The sequence below is a fragment of the Ensifer sp. ZNC0028 genome (genome assembly GCF_000799055.1).
In the GTDB taxonomy this organism is placed as follows: domain Bacteria; phylum Pseudomonadota; class Alphaproteobacteria; order Rhizobiales; family Rhizobiaceae; genus Ensifer.
Genome location: NZ_JTLA01000096.1, coordinates 1 through 22,546, shown reverse-complemented (window position 1 = coordinate 22,546; position 22,546 = coordinate 1). Strand labels below are relative to the sequence as shown.

Below are 22,546 nucleotides of genomic sequence, written 5' to 3'. Positions count from 1 at the left end.
CCGTGCTCTCCGCTGGGGCACGACGCCACTCTCATTGGTGTGGTCGCGCCGAAAGTCCCGCCCGGCGATCGGTGCAGGTTCGCCGTCGCATTCTGAGCCTACGGCATCCGAACCCAAAAGCGTCGGCCGTAATCCGACACCCCTTGACCTTACCAGCGCTGGAAGCCGCAGCCTGCAGGCATTTCCGCTTGCCGCCGTCAAAAGCCGGCCGGCGAGCGGATCCGAACTCTCATGAGGAAACATTTGATATGACCGTCAAACGCATAGACATACGATCGGCGCGGACAAACCTCGAGGTGTATGCCGACCAGACCATTCTCGACGCCGCGCTCGCGGCCAAGCTTCCTTACCCCCATGGCTGCAGGTCCGGGCGGTGCGGCGCCTGCAAGTCTCGGCTGATCGAAGGCGAGGTGGAGCTGCTCCAGCATTCGCCCTTCGCTCTCACCGATGAGGAGAAAGCCGGCGGCCTTATCCTCGCCTGTCGGGCGCTTCCCGTAACGGACACTGCCGTGGCATGGCTTGGAAACGGCGAAGAAGATGCGCCTCAGTCGCCCCAACGGCTAAACGGCATCGTGACGCATCTGGAGGACCTCACGCACGACATCAAGCTGGTGCGCATCGATGCCGAGGGTGGGGCGAGTTCGCGGTTCGTCGCGGGGCAATATGCCGATGTCCGCTTCGAAGGGGTCCCGGCCCGCAGCTATTCCATGGCCAATCGACACGGCGATGGCGGTGTGGAGTTCCACATTCGTCATGTCGTCGGCGGCGCGACCTCGCAACATGTGCACGGCGCTCTGAAGGCAGGCGACAGGGTGGCGCTGGAATACCCGATGGGATCTTCGTATCTGCGGGAGAACCATTCCGGCCCGATCCTGTGCATCGCCGGCGGCTCTGGCCTTGCACCGATCAAGTCGATTGTCGAAACCGCCCTTGCTCACGGAATGAAACAGCCGATCCATCTCTATTTCGGCGCACGCAGCGAGCGCGATCTCTATCTCGTCGATCATTTCCGTGCGCTCGCCGAGTGGCACCCCAATCTCGTCTTCCAGGCCGTATTGTCGGAAGCGGATTCGGCAGGATACCGCCGTGGATACGTGACAAGGGCCGTGGCCGAGGATCTGTCTGACCTCGACGGATGGAAAGCCTATGTCGCCGGCCCGCCGCCGATGGTGGACGCGGCAATGGAGGTCGCCTTTGCGCGCGGCCTGAACCGCTCGGACATGCATGCCGACGTGTTTTTCACGCCCGAGCCGGCGGAATAGCCGCTGTCGGGCGTGAAAACTGGCGGAGCGGCTGTTTAACTCGCGATGCGGAAGCAGCCTGGCGGAAGCTCAGCGAAGCTGGGCGCCCGCCATCTCCTCCAGCTGCGGTCTTCTGATCCGGACCTTGTCGACGTTGCGACCATCCAGGGCGACGACTTCATAGGTCAGGCCACCGAAGCTTACGCTTTCGCCCTGGTTCGGCAGATGTCCGAGGCGCCAGAGAACGAGGCCCGCCAGCGTGGAGTAGCGGTCGGCCTCATCCACCAGATCGACGTCCAGCAGCTTTGAGACATGGCGGATATCGATCCATCCGTCGACGAGCAGCGCGCCGTCTTCCTCGTGCTCGACCGTCAACTGGTCGTCATCATCGTCGGCAAACTCGCCGGCGATGGCTTCGAGCAGGTCGGTCGGCGTCACCAGGCCTTCCATCGAGCCATACTCGTCGAGCACGATCGCAACCTGAAGGGGCGACTGTCGCAGCTGCTCGAGCAGGCGCAGGGCGCTCACGGTTTCATGCACGACCAGTGGCTGGCGAAGCGATCGGTTGAAGTCGATCTTGCCGGTTTCGAGCAGGTCTCTCAAAAGGTCTTTTGCGAGCGCGACGCCCAGGAACTCGTCGAGATTGCCGCGTCCGATCGGGAAGCGCGAATGGCCTGTTTCGATGATCTTGCGGCGCAGCTCGTCATCGCTCTCCTCGATATCCAGCCACTCGACATCGAGCCTCGGGGTCATGACCGACTTCGCCGGGCGCTCCGCAAGTGTCAGCACGCCTTCGATCATCTCGTGCTCGACCGGCGTGAACAGCTCGTCCTCTGTCGCCCGCTCCGCGATGACATCGGCCGTTTCGCCGAGTGACGTCTCGCTCTTGCGTCGACCGAGGAGCGAGAGGACGGCATTGGCGGTGCGTTCGCGCAAGTCACCCGTCGTCATGAACCGCTCGCGGTTGCGGCGGCCGATCTGGTTGAAGGCCTCGATTAGCACCGAGAAGCCGATCGCCGCATAGAGGTAGCCCTTGGGGATATGGAAACCGAAGCCTTCGACGATCAAGGAGAAACCGATCATCATCAGGAAGCCGAGGCAGAGGATGACGACGGTCGGGTGTTTCGACACGAAGGCCATCAACGGCTTGGACGCAAGCAGCATGACGCCGACGGCGACAATGACCGCGATCATCATCACGGAAAGATGCTGCACCATGCCGACGGCGGTGATGACGCTGTCCAGCGAGAAGACCGCATCGAGGACGACGATCTGCACGAGTACCTGCCAGAAGACCGCATGCTCCACCTTGCCTTCCTTGTGACCGGCATGGCCCTCGAGGCGCTCGTGCAGCTCCATTGTCCCCTTGAACAGAAGGAACAGGCCGCCGAACAGAAGGATCAGGTCACGCCCGGAGATCTCGGCGCCGAGCACCGTGAACAGAGGCGTGGTCAGCGTCACGATCCAGGCGATCGAGGCAAGGAGGACGAGGCGCATGCCCAGCGCCAGTCCGAGACCGATCAGTCGGGCTCTTTCCCGTTGATGCTCTGGAAGCTTGTCCGCGAGGATGGCGATGAAGACGAGGTTGTCGATACCGAGCACGATCTCGAGAACGATGAGGGTGGCGAGACCCGCCCAGGCGGCCGGGTCAGACATCCATTCGAACATCATTGAGTTTAAAGGCCAGCCCTCAAGGCAAGGCCAATCCTTCTATTGTTAAGGGGAAAAGAAAATGCGTCGCCCGCCCGTCTGGCAGACGGCTACGAGCGCAACGGAAGTGACTGCGAAACCGCTTCAGCGGCGCCGCGATTGTGGGGTCTGATAAAGGTTGGTCAGGGTCGGCGTCGTCAGGCATGCCGCGTGGTCCGCCTCGGATGGGCCAGTGAGCGGGCGGCAAGCAGCAAGCCGAACGCGGCCCATCCTGCGCGACCGGAGAGGTGGCTGGTCGTCGTGACCGGATGGGGGGCGGGCGTTGGGCTTGGTGCAGCTGGGGTCATGAGAAGAGGATGGTTTTGATCGGAGGCTGGCTTCCGGGGGAGGGGGATGATCCCCGGAAGCCAAAAGCGGCGTCAAATATCTTCGTCGCCGCCGAAATCCATGTCGTCAGCGGGCGCTTCCGGCTCCGGGGCAGGGGCGGCGGGTTGAGCGGCCTGGGCCTCGTTACCGCCGAACATGCCCGCGATCGCGTTGCCGAGCAGGACGCCACCGGCAACGCCCATCGCAGTCTGCGCGGCGCCCGCGAGGAAGCCGCCGCCGGCGCGCTGTTGCATTGCCTGGCCGTAAGCCTGGCTCTGGTTGCCCCATGGCGAGCTCGGGGCGGCATGGCCATACCCTGCCTGTTGCGGCGCCGGGCGCGGAGGGGCAGCATTGCTGCCGAACATCGAGGCGAAGAAGCCACCGCGCTGCTGGCTCTGTGCGCTGTGCGCTTCCAGTTCTTCGATGCGGCGTTGAGCCGCTTCCAGCGCCTGCTCTTGCACGACGATCGTCTGCGCCATGTAATAGGGCGCGCCCGGCTGCTGGCCGATCCGCTCTTGAATGAAGCGGTCCGCTTGCGCGTCGCGCGGAGCGGATTGGCGCTCCGCCTGGGCGAGCTTGGAGAACAGGCCGTCGATGGCCTGCTGATCATTGCGATCCATGAGATATGTCCTTGATATCGGCGACAGTTATTCTTCGCGCTGGCCGGTAAAGTTCAGCAGCAGCTGGAAGATGTTGACGAAGTTCAGGTAGAGCGAGAGGGCGCCGAAGACCGCCAGCTTCTGCTGGGATTCCTGGTCGAAGTTGTCGGCATACTGCTCCTTGATGTTCTGCGTGTCCCAGGCGGTCAGGCCGACGAAGACGACGATGCCGATCACCGAGACGGCAAACTGAAGAGCGCTGGAGCCGAGGAAGATGTTGACGATCGAAGCGATCATCACGCCGATCAGGCCCATGATCATGAACGAACCGAACTTCGCGAGGTCCCGTTTCGTCACGTAGCCGTAGAGGCTCGTCGCGCCGAACATGGTGGCGGCGATGAAGAAGGTGCGGGCAATGCTGGCGCCGGTAAAGACCAGGAACACCGAGGCGAGCGACAGACCCATGACGGCGCAGAAGGCCCAGAAGGTCATCTGCGCCGAAGATGCCGACATCGAGTGCATCTTGAACGAGAAGAAAAAGACGAAGGCGAGGGGCGCCAGCATCACCACCCACTTCAGCGGGGTGGAGAAGATCGGCACGTAAAGCGCCGGAGTGGTACCGACGACGAAGGCGACGAGGCCCGTCACCACGAGGCCGAGGCCCATATAGTTGAACACGCGCAGCATGTGCTGGCGAAGGCCCTCGTCGAGGGCGGCGGCCGAAGCCTGGCTCATACCGCCGAAGCGGTTCTGGTTCTGATACATGAAGGTTTCCTCAGTAAAGTGAGTTCTTGAGAAGCTCGGCCTCGTCGCTGAGGCCGATGCCCGGCGTGCTTGAAACGACGGCATAGGCAACCTCGCCGACCTGCCACCAGGCAGCCTCGGCATTGGATAGGTTGAGGTCCTTCACGGGTTCGACCGCAAAGCGACCGGGCCTGCCGGCGAAAAGTGAAATGACCGTGCCCGCATCGGTCTTGACGCTCATCTCGACGCTGGGGCCGAATTCCGACGGGAATACCTGGACATCGACGACGTTCCAGCCCTTCGGGAGCTCCGGCATGACGATGGCGGTCGCGGCACGAATGTCGTCCCGGTCGTAGGTCTGGACCTCCGGCTGCGACGGCATTCCCGCCCGGACGAGCGAGGTCTGATGGGCGCGGATGGCGTGTTCCACGAATGCCGGGGGATGGGCCGAGGCATTGACTTCGCTCGGGCCGACGGCCGAATGGGCAATCCACCCGACCGACACCAGCAAGCCGACCGCTGCAACCTTCTGCAGCGCGTTCCAAACGCGCGCATTGGCCAGGCCAGATGAAAGGCGCCGAGCCGCCTCGCGCGTTTCCGGACGGCCGGCAACGGCGTCCGACGTCATCGCCAGCTTGAGCGTGGTGCGCATGCCGAGGTCGGCCATGACGCGCGCCGCCGCATCCGGGTTCCTGGCAAGCCAGGTCTCGACCCGTAGCCGACCGGTCGCATCCAGCTGATTGTCGATGTAGGCGTCGAGATCGCCATCGGTAATCGTATCGACGTCAGTCATTGTCGCCTCCGACAAGCTTCAGATGGTTGGGCTTCTTGCGACCGCTTTCGAAATCCCTGAGCGCCGCTCGTGCGCGCGAGACGCGCGACATCAAGGTCCCGACGGGAATGTCGAGTATATCGGCCGCTTCCTGGTAGGAGAGATCTTCGACCGCAACGAGATGTAGGGCTTCGCGCTGCTCTTCCGGCAACAGCATGAACGCTTCGCGAACCTGCGCGAGCCGGACGCTGTGTTCCTGGTGGGCCGGGTAGGACGACGCCGCTTCCTGCGCCGTCTGGCCGTCACGCTGGCCGCGCGACATCGCCGACCGCACGCGATCGATATGGGCGTTGCGAACGATGGCGAAGAGCCAGTTGCGAAGGTTCGCGCCCGATCGGAATGTCGAGCGCCGCTCGTAGGCTCTCACCAGGGCATCGTGGACGAGATCTTCAGCGTCGGGCGAATTGCGCGCGAGCGAACGCGCATAGCGCCGCAGCGCGGCCAGCTGCCCAATAACGTCGAAAGCACCCTTTTTCGAATCCATACACGCATATACGGAGCCGATGCGATTTCTCATCCATGGTCGACGAAAAAAATATCATCCACCCGGACGCGGCGCATTCGGATGGCATATTCGCCATCACAAGCAGAGCGCGCTTGCGCCTTGGTTGCCCGAGCTCTGCCCCTATGTGCTCGCGGCTAGCGCTTCGAGGGTAGCGGCAAGCAGCATACGGGCACCGTCGATGGAATGCGCGGGCTCGACATATTCCGCTTCGTTGTGGCTGAGCCCGTCTCGGCAAGGCACGAAGATCATGGCTGCCGGCGCAACGCGACTGACGAACAGGGCATCGTGGAAGGCACCGGAGAGCATGCGCTTGGTCTTCAACCCGAGCGAGGCGGCGGCGCGACCGAGACAGGCGAGCAGGTCGTCCGAGAAGAGGGCGGGCGGCATGTCGAAGATTTGCCGCGCTGCGCTCTGGCAACCGTTCGCTTTCGACGCGCTGTCACATGCCTGCCGGACCCGCGCCTCCAGATCGTCGATGGCTTTGGTCTCCGGGTGGCGCAGATCGACTGTAAACGTGACCGAACCCGGTATCGCGTTCACCGAACCTGGTTCGACCGCGAAGCGGCCGACGGTGAAGCGTGCGCGCGGGTCGCTCGGCATGGCATTCTTGTAAAGTGGTTCAAGCGCGGCCACGGCGGCGGCCATCGGGTCGCGACGAAATTCGAGCGCCGTCGTGCCGGCATGCGCTGCCTGTCCATCGATCGTGACCTCCAACCACCGCGTGCCTTGGATGCCGTAGACGATACCGACCGGTATGTTCTCCCGTTCGAGCGACGGGCCCTGTTCGATATGAAGCTCCAGGTATCCGGAGATCGGGAAGCCAAGCGGGCGCATTTCGGCTTCCGGCAAGGCTTTCAGTGTTGCCTCCAACTCTTCGACGAACGACGCGCCATCGCGCCCGCGGAGATCGGACCAGGCCTCGGGGATGGCGCCGGCGGCAAAAGCCATCGATCCCATCGTGCCCGGGGCAAAGCGGCTTCCTTCCTCGTTGGTCCAAGCGACGACCTCGAGCGGAAGATCAGTGTCGATGCCGGAATCTTCGAGGCTCTCCATCACCTCAAAGGCCGTCAGGGTGCCGAGTGCCCCGTCAAAGCGCCCGCCGGTCGGTTGGCTGTCGAGGTGGCTGCCGATGACGAACGGCGGGCGATGAGGAAAACGGCCCTCCCGCCTGATGAACAGGTTTGCCATCGGATCCTGAAAGACGCGAAAACCGCGCGCAAGCGCGAGTTCCGCCAGCATCAGGCGGGAGGCGCGATCTTCCGGCGACAAAGCCTGCCGGTTGACGCCGCCGGCCGGCGTCCCGCCGATCCTTGCGAAATCGTCGAGACGCTTGAGCAGGCGCTTGCCGTTGATCGTTGTTCGAGAGGTCATGGCCGTTCTCACATGTCGCCTTGATCAGCTGTAGGCTGCATCATGAAAGGCGATTTCCAGTTGCTGCGCTCGCCCGAAGATAGCGCTCAGGCGTTTGCGCTCGGAAGCGTCGAGCGTGTTGCCGGCCGCATCCAGTTCTCGGCTCAGCCACTTCGCCTGGGCCGCGAACTCATCATCGGCGTGCATCTCGACCCATTCCTTCAAGTGCGGATCGGCAAACGATGAACGGACGGCCCTTTTCGACCAGGTCCAGTACATCCACTCGGCCGCGAACATGGCAGCGACGGTATCGAGGAAACCGCCGTTCCGGGCGATCTCCAGCATGCCCGTTCGGAAAGCCTCGACCTCGGCGACATCGAGATCATAGGCGCCGGGATCGATGTTGCGCTCGGCAAAAATGCGTTCGAAATAGGCGATCTGCTGGTTGGCGAGCGCGTCCAGAACTGCAATCAGCCAGCGCTTCTGTTCGATCGTCTCGGCTTTCGCCGTCGCGAAGGCGAAGATCGAGATCGCGGTTTCCACGAACGCACCCTCATAGACGAGATAGCGTTCGAAAACCGGTGTGGGCAGGCGCTCCATGACTATGTCCTCGACAAAGCGATGGTTCACCATGGCTTCGAAGACGGCAGCGTTTTCCCGCAGGATCTGTTGCGAAAGCGTTTCAGCCGCCATCGTCACGCCTCCAGCGCGGGTTCGGCAGCGGCGCGGAAAGCCTTCACTCGCTCGATATCGACCGGGTTCCACCAGACCCCGCCCTGCTTCAGCGACGAGGCGACGATCACGCCGTTGGTGCGCTTGAGGATTTCGACGATGTTGTCCTTGGTCACGCCCGAGCCAACCAGAAGCGGCAGGTTCGTCGCCGAGCCGATTTCCTCGATTTCCTCGATGGTTGCCGTGTTGCCGGTGCGCTGACCGGTGGCGATCACGCCATCGGCGTCGAAGAAGGCGAGGTCGCGCGTCAGTTCCTGGATCGAGCGATCGGCAACGATAGCGTGGGCGCCGTGCTTCACATGGCTGTCAGCAAAGACCTTGATGTGCTCGGCACGCAGCAATGAGCGGTAGCGCATCGCTTCTGCGGCCCGCCCTTCCATGAAGCCTTCGTTGGCGACATAGGCATTGGCCCACTGGTTGACGCGAATGAATTTGGCACCGCCAGCCATGGCGATGGCAAAGGCCGGGATCGGCGCATTGGCAAGAACGTTGATGCCGAGCGGCACGCCCGTCGCCCGCGCGATCCTGTCGGTGACGACCGACATGAAGGCCGCCGTTTCGTGGCCGATATCTTCCGGTTTGGAGAACGGCACGTCGCCGTGATTTTCGATCATCAGGCCATGCAGCCCACCCTCGACCAAGGCCTCGGCATCGCGCATGCAGGCGTCGTAGATCGCGGACATATCGGCGCCCCGATAACGCGGCGCACCGGGGAAGGCCGGGCAATGGATCATGCCGATCAGAACCTTGTCAGTCCCGAATATTTCCCTTATGGCGCTTGAGGACTTGTCAGATATTTCCTGCATTTCTCTCCCTTTCGAAGGTATGTTCATGCACGCTTACGTAATCGGTAATGTGACGGTGGACGAGACCATCGCTGTGTCGGAAATGCCGGCCGCGGGCGCATCGATCCACGGTAGCCAGCGGTCCCGGGACCTCGGTGGCAAGGGTGCGAACCAGGCTGTCGTCATGGCCCGCACGGGCCTGCTGACGAGCCTTGTCGCAGCCTTCGGCGACGGTTTTCGCGCCGACATGATCCGCCAGCATCTGGCGAGCGAGCCGGTCGTCAGCAGGCTTGTGCCGGTCCTCGGCAAGTCCACCGACTTCTCGATCGTGCTGACCACGCCGGATGGCGAGAACGTCAACATCACGACCACGGATTCAGCCCAGAACCTCACGCTTGCCGACGCCATCGCTCCGCTGACCGACGCGGTCCCCGGTGACCTTGCCGTGCTCCAGGGAAACCTGTCGGACGAAACGACACGCGGTGTCCTTGAAGCTGCACGCGCTCGCCACATGATCACCGCCTTCAATCCGTCTCCCTTGCGTCCCTATTTCGGCACCCTGTGGCCCTTGATCGACATCGCCTTCCTCAATCAGGGCGAGGCGCAGGCAATGACCGGCACCAGCGGCGAAGAGGCTGCCCGCAAGCTGCTTGCGGCCGGCGTTCGCGAAGTCGTTCTGACCTTCGGCGGCGACGGAGCCATGCTCGTCACCGCCCAAAGCAGTGTCCGGATCGGCGCCGTCGCATGTGACGTCGTCGATACCACGGGCGCCGGCGACACGTTCATGGCGGTGGCGCTCGCATCCGCCGCACTCCGTGGCAGTCGTCTCGATCGCACCGCGATCGAACATGCAACACGAGCCGCCGCCATCACCGTCAGCCGTCCCGGAACCCGTTCGGCGTTTCCGTCGATCGAGCAGTTGCAAGCGATCCTCGCCGCGCGCTGAGGCTCTTCCCAGCGCGCGATCCTCGCCGTGCTTAGCGCGCCGTCTCCGTCATCCATCCAAGGATGTTCTTCCAGAGGCGGCCGTAGCCTTCCCACTCGCAGAATGCCGGCGACAGCCAGTGTGGGCCGATATCGGACGTCCAGGCGGCGGTGCGCCCCTTGCCGAAGCCGCCAAGCACGAGCAGCGGGTGCCCGCCCTGGTCTTCCGGCAGCCGGGCGATGACCTCGGCTCCATCGCGAACCTCCACCTCATTGACGCCGAGAAGCAACGGCCAGCTGCCCGAAAGCCCCGCCATGGTCGGATGATCCGGCTTGACGACGTCGGCGACGGCACCCTCGGGAATTTCGACGCGGTCGTCATAGGGAAGGCAGGTCACCGGAAGCGTGTCTTCGACGGCCGTGCGGCGCCAGCGCGCCTTGCCGTCGATGCCCTGGAAGGAGAAGTAGCCGCCAACCATCAGCAGCGCTCCACCCTTTTCGACCCAGGCCTTGATGAGCTTCAAGCGGTTCGGAACGGTGCGCGAATGCAGCCATACCGCCGGCGGCAGCAACAGCGAGTTGGCGCCGATATCCGACAGGATGATCGCATCATACTGGTCGAGGCCGGCCATCTCATAGGGGAACTGGTCCACGGCGTCGTGTGCGGTCATGTAGGTCAGCTCGAACTCGCTGTCCTTGAGCACCTTGACGAGCGGTTCCGCGCCCAGGTGGAAGGTGACGCTGCCGAACTGGTCGAAGCCCTTGTAGTGGGTGGCGGAGCTTACCCAGCTCTCGCCGACGAGAAGCACTTTCCTTGTCATGGTCTATCCGTATGTCTTGAATTGCGTTGGGAGCCGATGTCAGGCCCCGGTTTGGAATACCGAGCGGGGGTTGTCCCGCATCATTCTGTCGAGCGCGCCGTCGTCCAGTCCGTGCCGTTTGAGGCGCGGCAGGAAGTGGCGCAGCACGTAGGCGTAGCCGTTGCCTCCGTAGTGGCTGAGCATCATTTTCAGGAACACATCGTGCGAGAGCAGGATGCGGTCCATGTGGCCGGCGTCCACCAGCCTGGCGATCGCCCGTGCCGCCTCTTCGTCACTCGGGCATTGCACCTGCTGATCGGCATAGAAGAAGTCCATGCCGATCATGTCGTATTCGATGAACGCACCGCGTTCGGCGAGCTCGCTTTGATAGGCGAAGTCGTCGTGGGACGGGTTCATGTGGCAAAGCACGGTGTGGCGCAAATCCGCACCTTCCTCGGCAACGACATCGAGTACCCGATGTCCGAGCCGGAACCAGCCCGGCAGATGCACCATCAGCGGCAAACCGGTCCGGACCTGCGCCCGGGCGGCCCCACGCAGGGACTTCTCCTCGGCTGGGGTGAAATCGGAGGAGACGCCAATCTCGCCGATCAGTCCGATTTTGACGCCCGTGCCGTCGACACCGTCGATGGCCTCGCGGACGATGCCGTCGGCGATCTGGTCGACGCTCATGTCGGCGACCTCGGCCGGATGCGAGGAGGCAAGATAGTATCCGGCTCCCATCACGATGTTGAGGCCCGTCGCCCTGGAGATCCGCTGCAAGGCCAGCGGGTTTCTGCCGATGCCCTTGCAGGTGGGTTCAACCACCGTGCGGCCGCCTTCAGTCGCGAAAGCCTGCAATTCGGCGATTGCCAAAGGTTCGTCGTCAAGCGTGATGTTGTGCTTGTTGACGAAGGGGTCCTGACGCAGTTCGCCAAGGATCTCCATGCAGACGAAGCCTTCGGCGAGATACTGACGCTCCTTCGTTTGCGGCGCGTTCCACCAGCAGCGGCAATCGTTGAGGATATGCTCGTGCATCAGCGTGACGCCGAGTTGATCCGCGCCGATCGCCCCGGTCACCGTCATCACCTTGCCTGTGCGCACATGCGCCTCTGACAGTTCTTGTGTCATGACGGCTATCTCTTCCTGCCGCCGAAGCGGAAGTTGGCGGTGAAGATCCGGGTGTTGAGCCAGATCGCAACGAGAATGATCGCGCCGGTAACAATCTGCGTAAAGAACGGCGAGATATGCATGAGAATGAGGCCGTTACCGATGACCGCGATCGTCATGGTGCCGAGCACGGTGCCCAGGATCGTTCCGCGGCCCCCCATCAGCGACGTCCCGCCAAGCACCACCGCGGCGATGACCTGAAGCTCGAAGCCGACGGCCGCATTCGAGGAACCGGAGCCGAGGCGCGCAGCGATCAAGAGGCCGGCAAGGGCGCAGGCGACGCCAGCGATCATATAGACCGAAGCGATCACCCATTTCGCCGGCATGCCGACGCGGCGGGCAGCTTCCATGTTGGACCCGACAGCGACGACCTGGCGGCCGTATTTGGTCGAGGATATGACGACATAGCCGGCAACCGCGACCGCAACCGCGATCAGGGCAGGCATCGGAATACCCAGCAATTCGCCGCGGCCGAGCATGAAGAAGCCGGGAGCATCCTTGATCGGGATCGAATAGCCCTGCGTCAGATAGAGCGCCAAGCCGCGCAGGATCGACAGGCCGGCAAGCGTGACGATGAAGGCCGGAATCCCCTGATAGGCGGTGAACCATCCCTGCACGAAGCCGAGAAAAGCGCCGAAGAACAGCATCGCGATGACGACGAGAGGCCAGGGATAGCCCATCGCCAAGACGATGGCTGCGACCGCATTGACCAGGGCGACCTGCGAGCCGACCGAGAGGTCGATGCCGCCGGTTATGATCACCAGCGTCATGGCGACCGCGACGATGAGGATCGGCGCCGCCTGGCGGATGACGTTCAGAATGTTGCCGAGCGTCATGAAGGTATCGGTCGTGGCCGCGAAGAAGACGACGCAGGCCAGGAAGAAAAAGGCGATCGACAGGACCTGGGCGTTTTCCGAAAGGAAGTCTGCCGCCGGCGAGCCTTTCGCGCGTTCGGTGTAGGCCGTCATTGCTTGGCTCCTTCCCCGACGATCAGCTTGACGAGGTCTTCCAGATTGGTCTTGCCGATTTCGCGCTCGGCGACCTTGGTGCCTTCGTACATGACGGCAATGCGGTCGCAGACCCGGAACAGGTCCTGGAGGCGATGGGTGATCAGGATGACCGAGACGCCCTTTTCCTTGACGCGATTGATCAGCGCGAGCACGGCTTCGACCTCCGCCACGGCAAGCGCCGAGGTGGGCTCGTCCATGATCAGGACCTTCGGATTGAACGATGCGGCACGCGCGATCGCGATCGCCTGGCGCTGTCCACCCGAGAGCTGGGCGACCTTGCCGGTCAGCCGCGGAATGCGGATTTCCAGCGCGTCGAGCATCTTGCGCGCTTCGGCGAGCATGGTCTTCGTGTCGAGGAATGGTCCCTTGCTGATTTCTCGGCCGAGGAAGAGATTGCCGACCACGTCGATGTGGTCGCAAAGGCTCAGGTCCTGAAAGACCATTTCGATGTTGCGGTTGCGCGCATCTGCAGGTCCTGAGAACCGGACCTCTTCGCCTTCCAGGGTAATGGTTCCGCCATCGGGAATGTAGGTTCCCGAGATGACCTTCGTCAGCGTCGATTTGCCGGCGGCGTTGTCACCGACGAGGCCAAGGCATTCGCCGGGATAAATATCGAGGTCGACGCCGCGCAGCGCCTGGTGCGATCCGAACGTCTTGACGATCCCCTTGAGGGACACGCGGGGGCTGACACCGGTGCGGGAGGGCAAAGCCCCCCCGACACCAGCGACAGCGGGAGGATGCTGTCTTTCAGTCGTCATCATTTGAAGATCGCCCGATATGGCTCGACGTTGTCCTTGGTGACGATCGTTACCGGCACGGCGATGGTCTTTTCGACACTGCCGCCGTCAGAGACCTTCTTCAGAGCGTCGACGGCGGCGGCGCCCATTGCAGAAGGATCCTGCTGGATCACGGCGGTGACATAACCTGCGTCGATGCCGGCGATCGCCTGGGCGGTCAGATCCCAACCGAAGACCTTGACGCTATCCTGCTTGCTCTGGCTTTCGACCGCGGCGATCGCACCCATCAGGGCCGGCTCGCCGGTCGCATAGATCGCGGTCAGGTCGGGGTTGCCGGTGATCAGGTTCTCGGCTGCGGCGAGCGCGTTGTCCTGCACGTTCTGTCCATCGACGACGCCGGCCGAGCTGATGCCGTCGACATCCTTGATCGTCTTTTCAAATCCTTCCTGGCGAACGTTCTGGATGAACGAGTTAAGCGCGCCGACGACACCGATCTTGGCTTTGCCATCGGCGTTGGTCTTGATGTAGTCGAGGAAGAACTTGCCCATGTCGGCGCCCGCCGTGGCGTTGTCGACGCCGATCTGCGCCTTCTGGGGGCCTTCCGGAAGGATTGCATCGATGGCAACGACGGGGATCCCGGCTTCGGCCGCCTGGTTGACCGCCGGCATGATGCCGTTGACGTCGATTGCGACGACGGCGATGCCATCGACCTTCTGCTGGATGTAGGTTTCGATCGCACTGTTCTGTGCAGCCGGGTCGTTGTTGGCATTGAAGATGACGAGCTTCGCGCCGGCAGCGTCAGCTGCCTTCTGCGCGCCTTCGTTCATCTGATTGAAGAAAAGCGCCTGCTGGTTGATTTGCACGAGTGCGAAAGTCTTTTCGGCGGCAAGGGCTGGCGAAAGAGCCGCGCCGAGGGTCGTCAATGCCGTAAAACCAAGCGTGGCGATTAAGGTCCTGCGTTTCAAATTCCAGTTCATGTTCTCATCCTCTGTTGGTTCTCCATTGCGTGATTTATCGTTTCGCCGGCGGAGCAACGGATTTCCGCACGACGATTTCGACTGGCAGGAGCTCTTCGACGAGAGCCTGCTTGCCCTGCCAGTTTGTTTCGAGAAGAAGGGAGAGGGCGCGCTCGCCGATCGCTCGGACCGGCTGGCGAATGGCGGTCATGGGCGGACCGAAAAGATGCAACGGGCCGACATCGTCGAAGCCGATGACAGAGACATCGTCAGGAACGGACACCCCCTGGTCACGGAAGACCTCGATCATGCCGATGGCGATTTCGTCCGAGCTGGCGAAGATCGCCGTTGCCGGGCGGCCTTCCTCGATGAAGCGTTTCGCCGCCTGCCGACCAAAGGTCACGGTGTAGTCGCCGGCGTATTTTGACAGCCGGAAATCTTCGCCGAACGCATCGCGCAGCGCCTGCTCAAGACCGTTGAAGCGCCGACGCGAACTGATCATCGCTTCGGGGCCACCGACGAAGAGCACATCCCTATGCCCGAATTCGGCCAGATGCCGGCCGGCGAGCGATCCGCCCATCTCGTTGTCGCAGAACAGCTTCGGTGCCTGGGCGCCCGGGACGTCTTCGTCGGCGATCACGACCTTGCCGGTGCGGTTTATCAAGGTGGCGAGTTGACCGTCATCCGGGTGGTTGGTGACGAAGATCAGGCCGTCGACGTGATTGCGTTCGATCAGTTGAAGATAGGCGACCTCACGACCGGCCCGGTTCAGGGTGGCGTAAAGCGAGACGGCAAGACCGCGGGTATCCGCCTCTTCTTCGACGGCTGCCACGAGCGTCGCGAAGAAGGGGTTGGCAATATCGGGAACGACAAGACCGATGGTATCGGAGCGACCGCGGCTAAGCCGGCGGGCATGCGGGTTGGGCTGGTAATTGAGGTCGCGGATCGCATCCGAGATCCGCTTCTTCGTCTCGAAGGGCAGGTCGAGCGAGCCGTTCAGCAGGCGCGACACCGTCGTTACGGAAACGCCGGCAGCTCGGGCTACATCCTTCAGACCTGTGACGCGTCGTGTGGTCACCTTGGCTCCATCCCTTGCCGTTGTAAACCGATTTACTAAAACGCTTTACAATAAGATTTCGAGTTTCATGTTCTGTCAAGAGACTTTCTCGGACGCGGCGGTGGCGCGCGTATCTGGCCACGGATTTGGGACGATTGGCGGCGGCGAAAAGACCGAAAGACCGATACCGTTTGCTCGTGAGAAAACAGCATCTTGGCGCCGCGAGGCGGGAACAAATCAGCGCCCCGATCGATTGAGCGATCATGGAAAACAAGGTTCTATTGGCGGCGGTAGTGCTGCTATCCCCCGCCGGTCTGGCCAATGCCCAGGCGCTTCAGCCAGAAACCATCGACCGTGCGTCGATCACGCCCACATCGCTGGAACGAAGGACCGAGACCTCGGACACGCCAGATCCCGCCATCGTCCGACTTCAGGTTCTTCTCGATCGGGCAGGGGCTTCGCCCGGCGTGATCGATGGTTTCGCCGGCGAGAATGTCGCCAAGGCGATCGCCGCCTTCGAGACCATGCAAGGCCTGCCCGCTGACGGAAAACTGGACGCCGACGTGATCGGGCGACTGTTGGAGCAGACGACGGTGGTCGAGCCCTATGTCCTCTCCGAGGACGACGTCAAAGGGTTGGTGGCTGAGATTCCCGAAGACTATTCCGAGCAGGCGAAGATGGATCATCTCGCATACACGAGCGTCGCCGAGAGGCTGGCAGAGCGCTTCCACATGGATATCGATCTCCTCAAGGCGCTCAATCCGATTTCAACGTTCTCGGTCGGTGATACGGTCTCCGTTGTGAACCCAGGGGCGCCGAGGCAAGGAACGGTCAAACGCATCGAAGCACACCGGCGCACCGGTCAAATCTTGGCGCTTAGCGCCGATGGTACGCTGATCGCGGCCTATCCGGCGACGATCGGCAGCCGGGAGACACCGTCTCCTTCGGGAACGCACAAGGTCAAAGGCGTCGCCCGAATGCCACCCTACGTCTACAATCCCAGGATCAACTTCAAGCAGGGCGACAACCGAAAGGTCCTGACCTTGCCGGGTGGCCCGAACGGGCCGGTCGGCACCGTCTGGATCGATCTCTCGAAGCCCACCTACGGAATTCACGGGACGCCGGAGCCTTCGATGATCGACAAGTCGGGATCGCACGGATGCGTTCGCCTGACCAACTGGGATGCGGAGGAGTTGGCGGCGATGGTCAAGCCTGGCGTCATCGTCAAGTTCGTCGACTAAGCTACCGAAGACGCCGGTGATCGTTCGCGCAATTCCCAAGTCACAACTTCAGCGGATGCGCGTCTGAACGCGCACGATGTTCATCTGAAGCTCGTGGCTGGTTGCGTATCTGCCGAGCACCTTGATCAGGCGCAGCTCTTCGGTCTTGTGAATACCGGTCCGCCGGCAATAATCCGCGACGTCCCAGATATGCTTGATCTGGGAGTTGTCGACTGTTCGAACATCCGTGTGTTTCATTCCGTGCCTCCCCTAACCCAACACAACGTTTGGAGGCCGGTTTGGTTCCGCCGAGATACGTTCCCGGCGGTTATCGCCTATGCGTGCCGAGCCATAGTGGATGAGCGACGGCTACAGGGTGCAGAGCGAGCGCGACGTCGGGGTCAGCCTCGAAACCTCGATCCTTCGCCAGCACTGGCTATCCATTCGAGGAAAGACCTCACTGGTCCATCTGACGTCGTTGCTCAACCGCTCCTGATGCCGTGAAAGGCCGTCCTCATCCTCATGCATTTCAAACCAGACAAACACCGTCTCGCCTTCACGGACGGGAAGCCGCGGGAAGGCGTTTGCGCTGCGTTCGGTGACGAAAGCCGCCTCGATGCGAGCGCCGGCTTCTTCGAGGATCGGCAGCGCCTCGGCGATGAAGAATGCGGCGAAACGGTCCTCCATGCCGGGGGCCAGCGAGCAGATGTTCACAGTGACGAGACCTTTGGTCGACCGTGCCTCCTTCTCCCTAGCAAGCTTGCGAGCAAACGGCTGTGTGCCGGCGACAGGCTTCAGCAGCAATACGTTGTCCGAGTTGAGCATCGTCTCGTTGGCTAGAGATCCATGCTCCTTCCAGACCGGCCCCGAATAAAACGCCGCCAACGCCTCCGTTCGCGTCTCCATATCCGCAAAGGACCGTACCCAAACGAAGGCGTCGGGATCACCGCAGTCGCGGAATTCACCTTCGACACGCATTCCAAGCGCTTCCTGCGGGTCGACGAATTCGCGGTCAAACAGATCGATAAGACGCTCCCTTCCGCCGGGATGAAGTCGGTAGCGGCGAAGTTCGTAAACGGCGTGCGGTTTCATGATTCCTCCAAAACAGGTCGATTGTCCTGTTTTTAATAACAGGTTGAGCGACCTGTTTTGTCAAGGCACTATCTGAATCGGATTTTCAGGTGACGGTCATGATCGAACACAAAAGAACCAACGACCCGCAAGCGGTGCGCCGCAGGATCGTGGATGCGGCCTACCAGGCCTTTGTCACACAAGGATACCTCGCGACGGGAATGTCGGAACTGCGCGCGAAGGCCTCCGTATCGGGGGGCGCCATGGCGCATCACTTTCCGGCCAAACGGGAACTTGGATTGGCCGTTATCCGCGACCGCGTTGCCGAGACGGTGCGGCAGACGTGGATCGAACCGCTGCATGCCTCCAGCGATACGCCTGCAGCAATCGATCAGATCTTCACCGAGATCATCAACGAACTCTCCGAGAACGGTTCCGTCTCCGGCTGCCCGCTGAACAATATGGCGATCGAAGTATCCAAGCACGATGACGAGATGCAGGAGGCACTGGGTGCGATTTTCGACGCCTGGGAGAAAGCGCTGGCGGCGCGATTCCACGAAGACATCCGCCTGAAACGCGTCGCCGACATTCAACCTAACAGTCTCGCGACCCTCATCATCGCCGCCTATTCCGGCGCCATGGCGATGGCAAAAGCCAGTCAGGACACGCGCCCGCTCGTGAACTGTCAGGCGGAGCTCGCAGCCCTTCTCGCGTCCAAATACGCCTAGGTCGGTCCGACCGATGCGCCCGCTTTCGGTTGGTGGTTCTGGCACCCTTTCGGCTTCCAAGCCAAAGGCCTTCATTCGAGATTCTTCGCAAATGTCGCCGGTGTGGGCGACAGGCCACAGCTCTAAATGCTAGAGGTGTTCATCGGGAAGGGGCACTCCAATAAACAGGAGACTTCTCGATGAGCAGAACAGCCATGAACGCCCTCGGACAACCGCTCCATTACAGCGGAAGTTCGACCGCATGGTTTTCCGCAACCGGCTCCGGGTCCACGCTCTACGGAACACCCGGCAACGACTCGATCTGGGGCGACAGTTCCGTCGATGTGACCATGTTGGGCGGCACGGGCGACGACATCTACTACCTCTATTCATCGGCGAACCGGGCTGAAGAGGCACCCGGCGAAGGGATCGACACGATCGATACCTGGATGAGCTACAGCTTGCCGGAGAATTTCGAAAACCTGACCGTCACCGGTGACGGCCGACACGCCTTCGGCAATGGGGCCGACAACATCATTACCGGTGGCTCCGGCAGCCAGACCATCGATGGACGCGCCGGCAACGACGTGCTGATCGGTTCCGGAGGCTCGGATACGTTCGTGTTCGGGCGCGGCAACGGCAGCGACCTTGTCGCCGATTTCAGTTCCAACGATACCATTCGCCTCGACGGATACGGGATCACTTCGTTCGACGAGTTGCTGGCGAATGCGGCCCAGGAGGGAAACGATCTCCGCCTCCATCTCGACGATGGCGAAAGCCTGGTCCTGGCCGATACGACAGCCGATGAATTGCAAGAAGGCCAGTTCCAGTTGAGCCTGGACCGATCCGGCCTGACGCAGACCTTCTCGGACGATTTCGACACGCTTCAGCTCATCGACGGTGCAAGCGGCGTTTGGGACGCGAAATACTGGTGGGCGCCGGAGGAGGGGGCGACGCTCTCGGAAAACGGTGAGCTGCAATGGTACATCAATCCGGGCTACGGGCCGACCGCATCCGCCAACCCGTTTTCGGTCGAGGATGGTGTTCTAACGATCACCGCAGAACGTGCACCGGAGGCGATCCAGTCCGAGATCGGCGGTTATGACTACACGTCCGGGATGTTGACGACCTATTCGTCCTTTGCCCAGACCTACGGCTACTTCGAGATGCGGGCCGACATGCCGGACGATCAAGGCGCCTGGCCCGCTTTCTGGCTGCTCCCCGCCGACGGTTCCTGGCCGCCGGAGCTTGATGTCGTCGAAATGCGCGGGCAGGACGCCAACACCGTCATCACCACCGCCCATTCCAACGAAAACGGCGAGCACACGATCGTCAGAGACGGCGCGCAAGTCGCCGATACCGACGGGTTCCACGATTACGGCGTGCTTTGGACGGAAGACGAGATCGTCTGGTACTTCGACGACACGGAGATCGCCCGCGCCGATACCCCAGCGGACATGCACGAGCCGATGTACATGCTCGTCAATCTCGCGGTAGGCGGAATGGCCGGTACGCCCGATGGCGATTTTGACGATGGGGCGGAGATGCAGATCGATTCCATCGCCGCCTATGCGCTCGACGACGACTGGCTGATCTAGACGGGCAAGAGACGAAGGGAGCCGGCAGCATCCACGCTGCCGACACCGACTGAGCCTATCTGGTAGTGAAGGGGAGCCGCAACGTTCCGCCGTTCCAGCTCCGCAACAGGGCTACTCCGCGATATGCGTGAGCCAATGGCGCGGCTTGTTGTCGGCGAGCTGAGCGACCTTATCGATCTTGTTGCTCATCACCCAGGCCATTGGCTGCTGGTGCAGCGGCAGCATGATGATCTCGTCCTTGACCATCTGCATTGCCTTGGTCTGCAGATCGAGCCGCTTCGTCCGGTCCATTTCCGTCGAGGCCTGGATGATCAGCTTGTCGATCTCAGGATAGCTCCAGCCGCCCCAGTTGAAGACGCCCGCCTTGTCGCTCCTCGTTTCGATCATCTGAAGCAGGATCGAGTAGCTGTCGAGCATCGGCTCGTTCGCCCAGCCGATGATGTAGACGTCCGACAGACCGCCCGTGCGCTTGGGCGCCTGTGCCGCCGTCGGGCCGATGTCGAGCTGCGGCTTGAAGCCGGCGCGGCTCAGCATGTTGACGATGCTCTGGCAAAGTTCCTCTTCGTTGACATAGGCCTCGTTCGTGCAGACGAGCGTGAAGGGGAGATCGCTGGCGCCGGCCTCGGCAAGCAGTTTCTTCGACAATTCGGGATCGTACGGTACGACCTTGTCCAGTGCCTCGACATATCCCGGGATCTCCGGCGCAACGATCGCACCCGCTGTCCTCGACTTGCCGCGCATGACCCGCTTCTGGATAAGCTCTGTGTCGAGCGCATGGGCGACGGCCTGGCGGACACGCAGGTCGTTGAACTTGTTGTCGACGCCGTCGGCCAGTTTCGGCTTGCGGTTGAAGCCCATCATGATGGTGCGAAGGTCCGTGCGCTCCATGACCTTCAGGTCCGGCTGCGCGAGAAGGCGTGGGAGATCCTGCGCCGGCGCATTCTCAGTGAAGTCTATCTCGCCTGACAACAGTGCCGCCACGCGTGTTGCGGCCGAGACGATCGGCGTGAACTCGATGCGATCGATGTTGGATTTCGCCGGGTCCCACCACTCGTCGTTCTTGACGAGAACGGTCTTGCTGTCGGGCGTGCGGCTTTCGAGCTTGAACGGGCCCGTACCGTTGGTGTGATAGGTTGCGTAGCCCTCGATCTTCTTGCCGACATCCGTCGGCTTCAGCGAGTTGTTGTCGGCGAGCCATGTGGCGTCGAAAATGTGGATGTTCGTCAGGTCGTTCAAGAGCAGGGGATAGGGGCCGGTCAGTTCGATATCGACGGTGCGGTCGTCGACCTTCTTCGCAGACTTGTAGGCCGGGAGGTTGCCCCGCAGCGGTGATGCCGGATCGCTAACCCGCGTCAGCGAGGCGATCACGTCATCGGCCGTGAAATCGGCGCCATTGTGGAACTTGACGCCCTCGCGCAGATGGAACCGCCAGACGGTGTCCGATACCGTCTCCCAGGAGGTCGCCAGGGCCGGCTCGATCTTGAGGTCGGCGTCAAAGCGCACGAGCCCCTCATAGACGTGATTGAGGAAGGACAGCGTGTAGCTGTCGCCATAGGAATAGGGGTCGAGCGAGTAGATATCGCGCGAAGAGCCCCATTTGAGCGTCTCCGCGTGAGCCGCCGCGGAAAGCGCCGTCGACATGGCGGCTGCGAGGATCAGTTTCTTGAGCATTCTGCTGTTCTCCTTTGTTGAGGTCACCGGTCCCCTTGAGCGGGAATCTTCTTTTTAAGAGGCAAGAACGGCGCACAGGCCGTCCGTCTCGCCGCCCGATGGGGGCGGCCAGTGGCATGAGCTATTGCTGGCGCGGGCATGACCTTCTCGGTCGTATCGATCCCCGCAAAGGCCCTCGAGGGCCTATGCGGGGATCTTGATCAACTGGCGTTCTTGGATGGCGATCCGCCCAAGCGAAAGCCTCCTGGCAATGCTTGAAGCGCCAGATCCTGTTGTCGATAGCGGTCGTTCGATGGCCAACGCTAGGCATCAACTCGAACAGGGACACATCTCTGCGCCGCTTTTGGATGCGGTTCAGAAAGCCAATGTTCGGCGTTGAAAGCGGGAATGGCGAGCGAATGAGGAGATGTCAGGCGTGCCGGCCCGGCGGTGCAGGCGGGTATGTTTGGTATCGCGAAAAGACGTGCGAGTACGCTGTCTTCTGAAGCCCTTGCATCAACCTGCTCCTCCCTAGCTCGTTGCTGCTAGGCGGCACCATCGCACGCCAAAAGTATTTGTCAACGTCTTTGTCGACAATATTGAATACGCTTATGGCGACAATCTAGACTGCAAACTGACCAGCCCGCTACGCTCGGCTGGAAAGCCACGAACGGTCAACTTGTCACTTTGCGATGAAGGTCTGCTCGCTGCCGCCGCAAAGACTGTCGATGCGGGCGCGAACGCGGGCGACGCCCTCGGCAATGCTCGTGCTTGGAATTGAAGAATATCCCATCCGGAAGTAGCGGCAGGGCTGGTCGCTTCGGGGGAAGAAGGGCGAGCCGGAT

The 22,546-nt window shown here is 62.0% G+C and carries 22 protein-coding genes; 5 read left to right on the top strand and 17 right to left on the bottom strand.

Annotated features, from left to right (window positions below; genetic code table 11):
- Positions 1-248: 248 nt before the first annotated feature.
- On the top strand, positions 249-1,262 hold the full coding sequence (locus L981_RS22260) for a 2Fe-2S iron-sulfur cluster-binding protein (RefSeq protein ID WP_043621208.1): 1,014 nt from the start codon (positions 249-251) through the stop codon (positions 1,260-1,262).
- A gap of 69 nt (positions 1,263-1,331) precedes the next feature.
- Here the strand turns inward: L981_RS22260 and L981_RS22255 are convergent, their stop codons facing one another.
- The 8 genes from L981_RS22255 to L981_RS22215 all read right to left on the bottom strand — a co-directional run bounded on the left by L981_RS22255 (position 1,332) and on the right by L981_RS22215 (position 8,825).
- A complete protein-coding gene (locus L981_RS22255; protein ID WP_043621206.1) occupies positions 1,332-2,912 on the bottom strand; it encodes a TerC family protein in 1,581 nt (526 codons plus the stop codon).
- Between the two features lie 398 nt (positions 2,913-3,310).
- Positions 3,311-3,877, bottom strand: a complete 567-nt coding sequence (locus L981_RS22245) for a DUF2076 domain-containing protein (RefSeq protein WP_043621202.1) — start codon at positions 3,875-3,877, stop codon at positions 3,311-3,313.
- A 27-nt stretch (positions 3,878-3,904) separates the two neighbouring features.
- Entirely contained in the window at positions 3,905-4,621 is a 717-nt protein-coding gene (locus L981_RS22240; RefSeq protein WP_043621199.1) for a Bax inhibitor-1/YccA family protein, read from the bottom strand.
- Between the two features lie 10 nt (positions 4,622-4,631).
- A complete protein-coding gene (locus tag L981_RS22235; protein ID WP_043621197.1) occupies positions 4,632-5,393 on the bottom strand; it encodes an anti-sigma factor in 762 nt (253 codons plus the stop codon).
- Positions 5,386-5,916 carry a sigma-70 family RNA polymerase sigma factor gene (locus L981_RS22230; RefSeq protein WP_043621195.1) on the bottom strand — a complete coding sequence of 177 codons (531 nt, stop codon included), beginning with the start codon at positions 5,914-5,916 and terminating at the stop codon, positions 5,386-5,388. The genes L981_RS22235 and L981_RS22230 overlap by 8 nt, the downstream gene beginning before the upstream one ends.
- Positions 5,917-6,057: 141 nt before the next feature.
- Positions 6,058-7,308: a Zn-dependent hydrolase gene (locus L981_RS22225; RefSeq protein WP_043621192.1), complete on the bottom strand. Its 1,251-nt coding sequence runs from the start codon at positions 7,306-7,308 to the stop codon at positions 6,058-6,060.
- Between the two features lie 24 nt (positions 7,309-7,332).
- Entirely contained in the window at positions 7,333-7,980 is a 648-nt protein-coding gene (locus L981_RS22220) for a TenA family protein (protein ID WP_043621190.1), read from the bottom strand.
- A gap of 2 nt (positions 7,981-7,982) precedes the next feature.
- A complete protein-coding gene (locus L981_RS22215; protein ID WP_043621188.1) occupies positions 7,983-8,825 on the bottom strand; it encodes a BtpA/SgcQ family protein in 843 nt (280 codons plus the stop codon).
- Positions 8,826-8,850: 25 nt separating this feature from the next.
- Here L981_RS22215 and L981_RS22210 point away from each other — a divergent pair, with 25 nt between their 5' ends.
- Entirely contained in the window at positions 8,851-9,750 is a 900-nt protein-coding gene (locus tag L981_RS22210; protein ID WP_043621220.1) for a ribokinase, read from the top strand.
- A 31-nt stretch (positions 9,751-9,781) separates the two neighbouring features.
- On the opposite strand, the gene L981_RS22205 is transcribed toward L981_RS22210, so the two are convergent.
- Genes L981_RS22205 through L981_RS22180 form a run of 6 tightly spaced genes read right to left on the bottom strand, consistent with a single transcriptional unit; the run spans position 9,782 to position 15,476 of the window.
- On the bottom strand, positions 9,782-10,549 hold the full coding sequence (locus tag L981_RS22205; protein WP_043621187.1) for a glutamine amidotransferase: 768 nt from the start codon (positions 10,547-10,549) through the stop codon (positions 9,782-9,784).
- A gap of 39 nt (positions 10,550-10,588) precedes the next feature.
- Positions 10,589-11,656 (bottom strand): phosphotriesterase, encoded by a 1,068-nt coding sequence (locus tag L981_RS22200; protein ID WP_043621185.1) that lies wholly within the window; start codon positions 11,654-11,656, stop codon positions 10,589-10,591.
- A 5-nt stretch (positions 11,657-11,661) separates the two neighbouring features.
- Positions 11,662-12,663 carry an ABC transporter permease gene (locus L981_RS22195; protein WP_043621182.1) on the bottom strand — a complete coding sequence of 334 codons (1,002 nt, stop codon included), beginning with the start codon at positions 12,661-12,663 and terminating at the stop codon, positions 11,662-11,664.
- Positions 12,660-13,463 carry an ATP-binding cassette domain-containing protein gene (locus tag L981_RS22190; protein ID WP_043621218.1) on the bottom strand — a complete coding sequence of 268 codons (804 nt, stop codon included), beginning with the start codon at positions 13,461-13,463 and terminating at the stop codon, positions 12,660-12,662. Before L981_RS22190 ends, L981_RS22195 begins: the two co-directional genes overlap by 4 nt.
- A complete protein-coding gene (locus L981_RS22185; RefSeq protein WP_043621179.1) occupies positions 13,463-14,419 on the bottom strand; it encodes a substrate-binding domain-containing protein in 957 nt (318 codons plus the stop codon). Before L981_RS22185 ends, L981_RS22190 begins: the two co-directional genes overlap by 1 nt.
- 34 nt (positions 14,420-14,453) lie before the next feature.
- Positions 14,454-15,476, bottom strand: coding sequence for a LacI family DNA-binding transcriptional regulator (locus L981_RS22180; protein WP_156134187.1), 1,023 nt, complete (start codon positions 15,474-15,476; stop codon positions 14,454-14,456).
- Between the two features lie 242 nt (positions 15,477-15,718).
- Here L981_RS22180 and L981_RS22175 point away from each other — a divergent pair, with 242 nt between their 5' ends.
- Positions 15,719-16,696: a L,D-transpeptidase gene (locus L981_RS22175; RefSeq protein WP_043621176.1), complete on the top strand. Its 978-nt coding sequence runs from the start codon at positions 15,719-15,721 to the stop codon at positions 16,694-16,696.
- Between the two features lie 48 nt (positions 16,697-16,744).
- Here L981_RS22175 and L981_RS22170 read toward each other — a convergent pair whose 3' ends face one another.
- Both L981_RS22170 and L981_RS22165 read right to left on the bottom strand, forming a co-directional pair.
- A complete protein-coding gene (locus L981_RS22170; protein WP_043621173.1) occupies positions 16,745-16,933 on the bottom strand; it encodes a hypothetical protein in 189 nt (62 codons plus the stop codon).
- A 111-nt stretch (positions 16,934-17,044) separates the two neighbouring features.
- The gene (locus L981_RS22165) at positions 17,045-17,767 is read right to left on the bottom strand and encodes an NIPSNAP family protein (protein WP_043621170.1); all 723 of its coding nucleotides are present in this window, start codon (positions 17,765-17,767) and stop codon (positions 17,045-17,047) included.
- A gap of 98 nt (positions 17,768-17,865) precedes the next feature.
- Between L981_RS22165 and L981_RS22160 the strand changes: the two genes are divergently transcribed.
- Both L981_RS22160 and L981_RS22155 read left to right on the top strand, forming a co-directional pair.
- Positions 17,866-18,474, top strand: a complete 609-nt coding sequence (locus tag L981_RS22160) for a TetR/AcrR family transcriptional regulator (protein WP_043621167.1) — start codon at positions 17,866-17,868, stop codon at positions 18,472-18,474.
- 179 nt (positions 18,475-18,653) lie between these two features.
- The gene (locus L981_RS22155) at positions 18,654-20,051 is read left to right on the top strand and encodes a family 16 glycosylhydrolase (protein WP_043621164.1); all 1,398 of its coding nucleotides are present in this window, start codon (positions 18,654-18,656) and stop codon (positions 20,049-20,051) included.
- Between the two features lie 111 nt (positions 20,052-20,162).
- Here the strand turns inward: L981_RS22155 and L981_RS22150 are convergent, their stop codons facing one another.
- Entirely contained in the window at positions 20,163-21,722 is a 1,560-nt protein-coding gene (locus tag L981_RS22150) for an ABC transporter substrate-binding protein (protein WP_043621161.1), read from the bottom strand.
- Positions 21,723-22,546 lie beyond the last annotated feature (824 nt).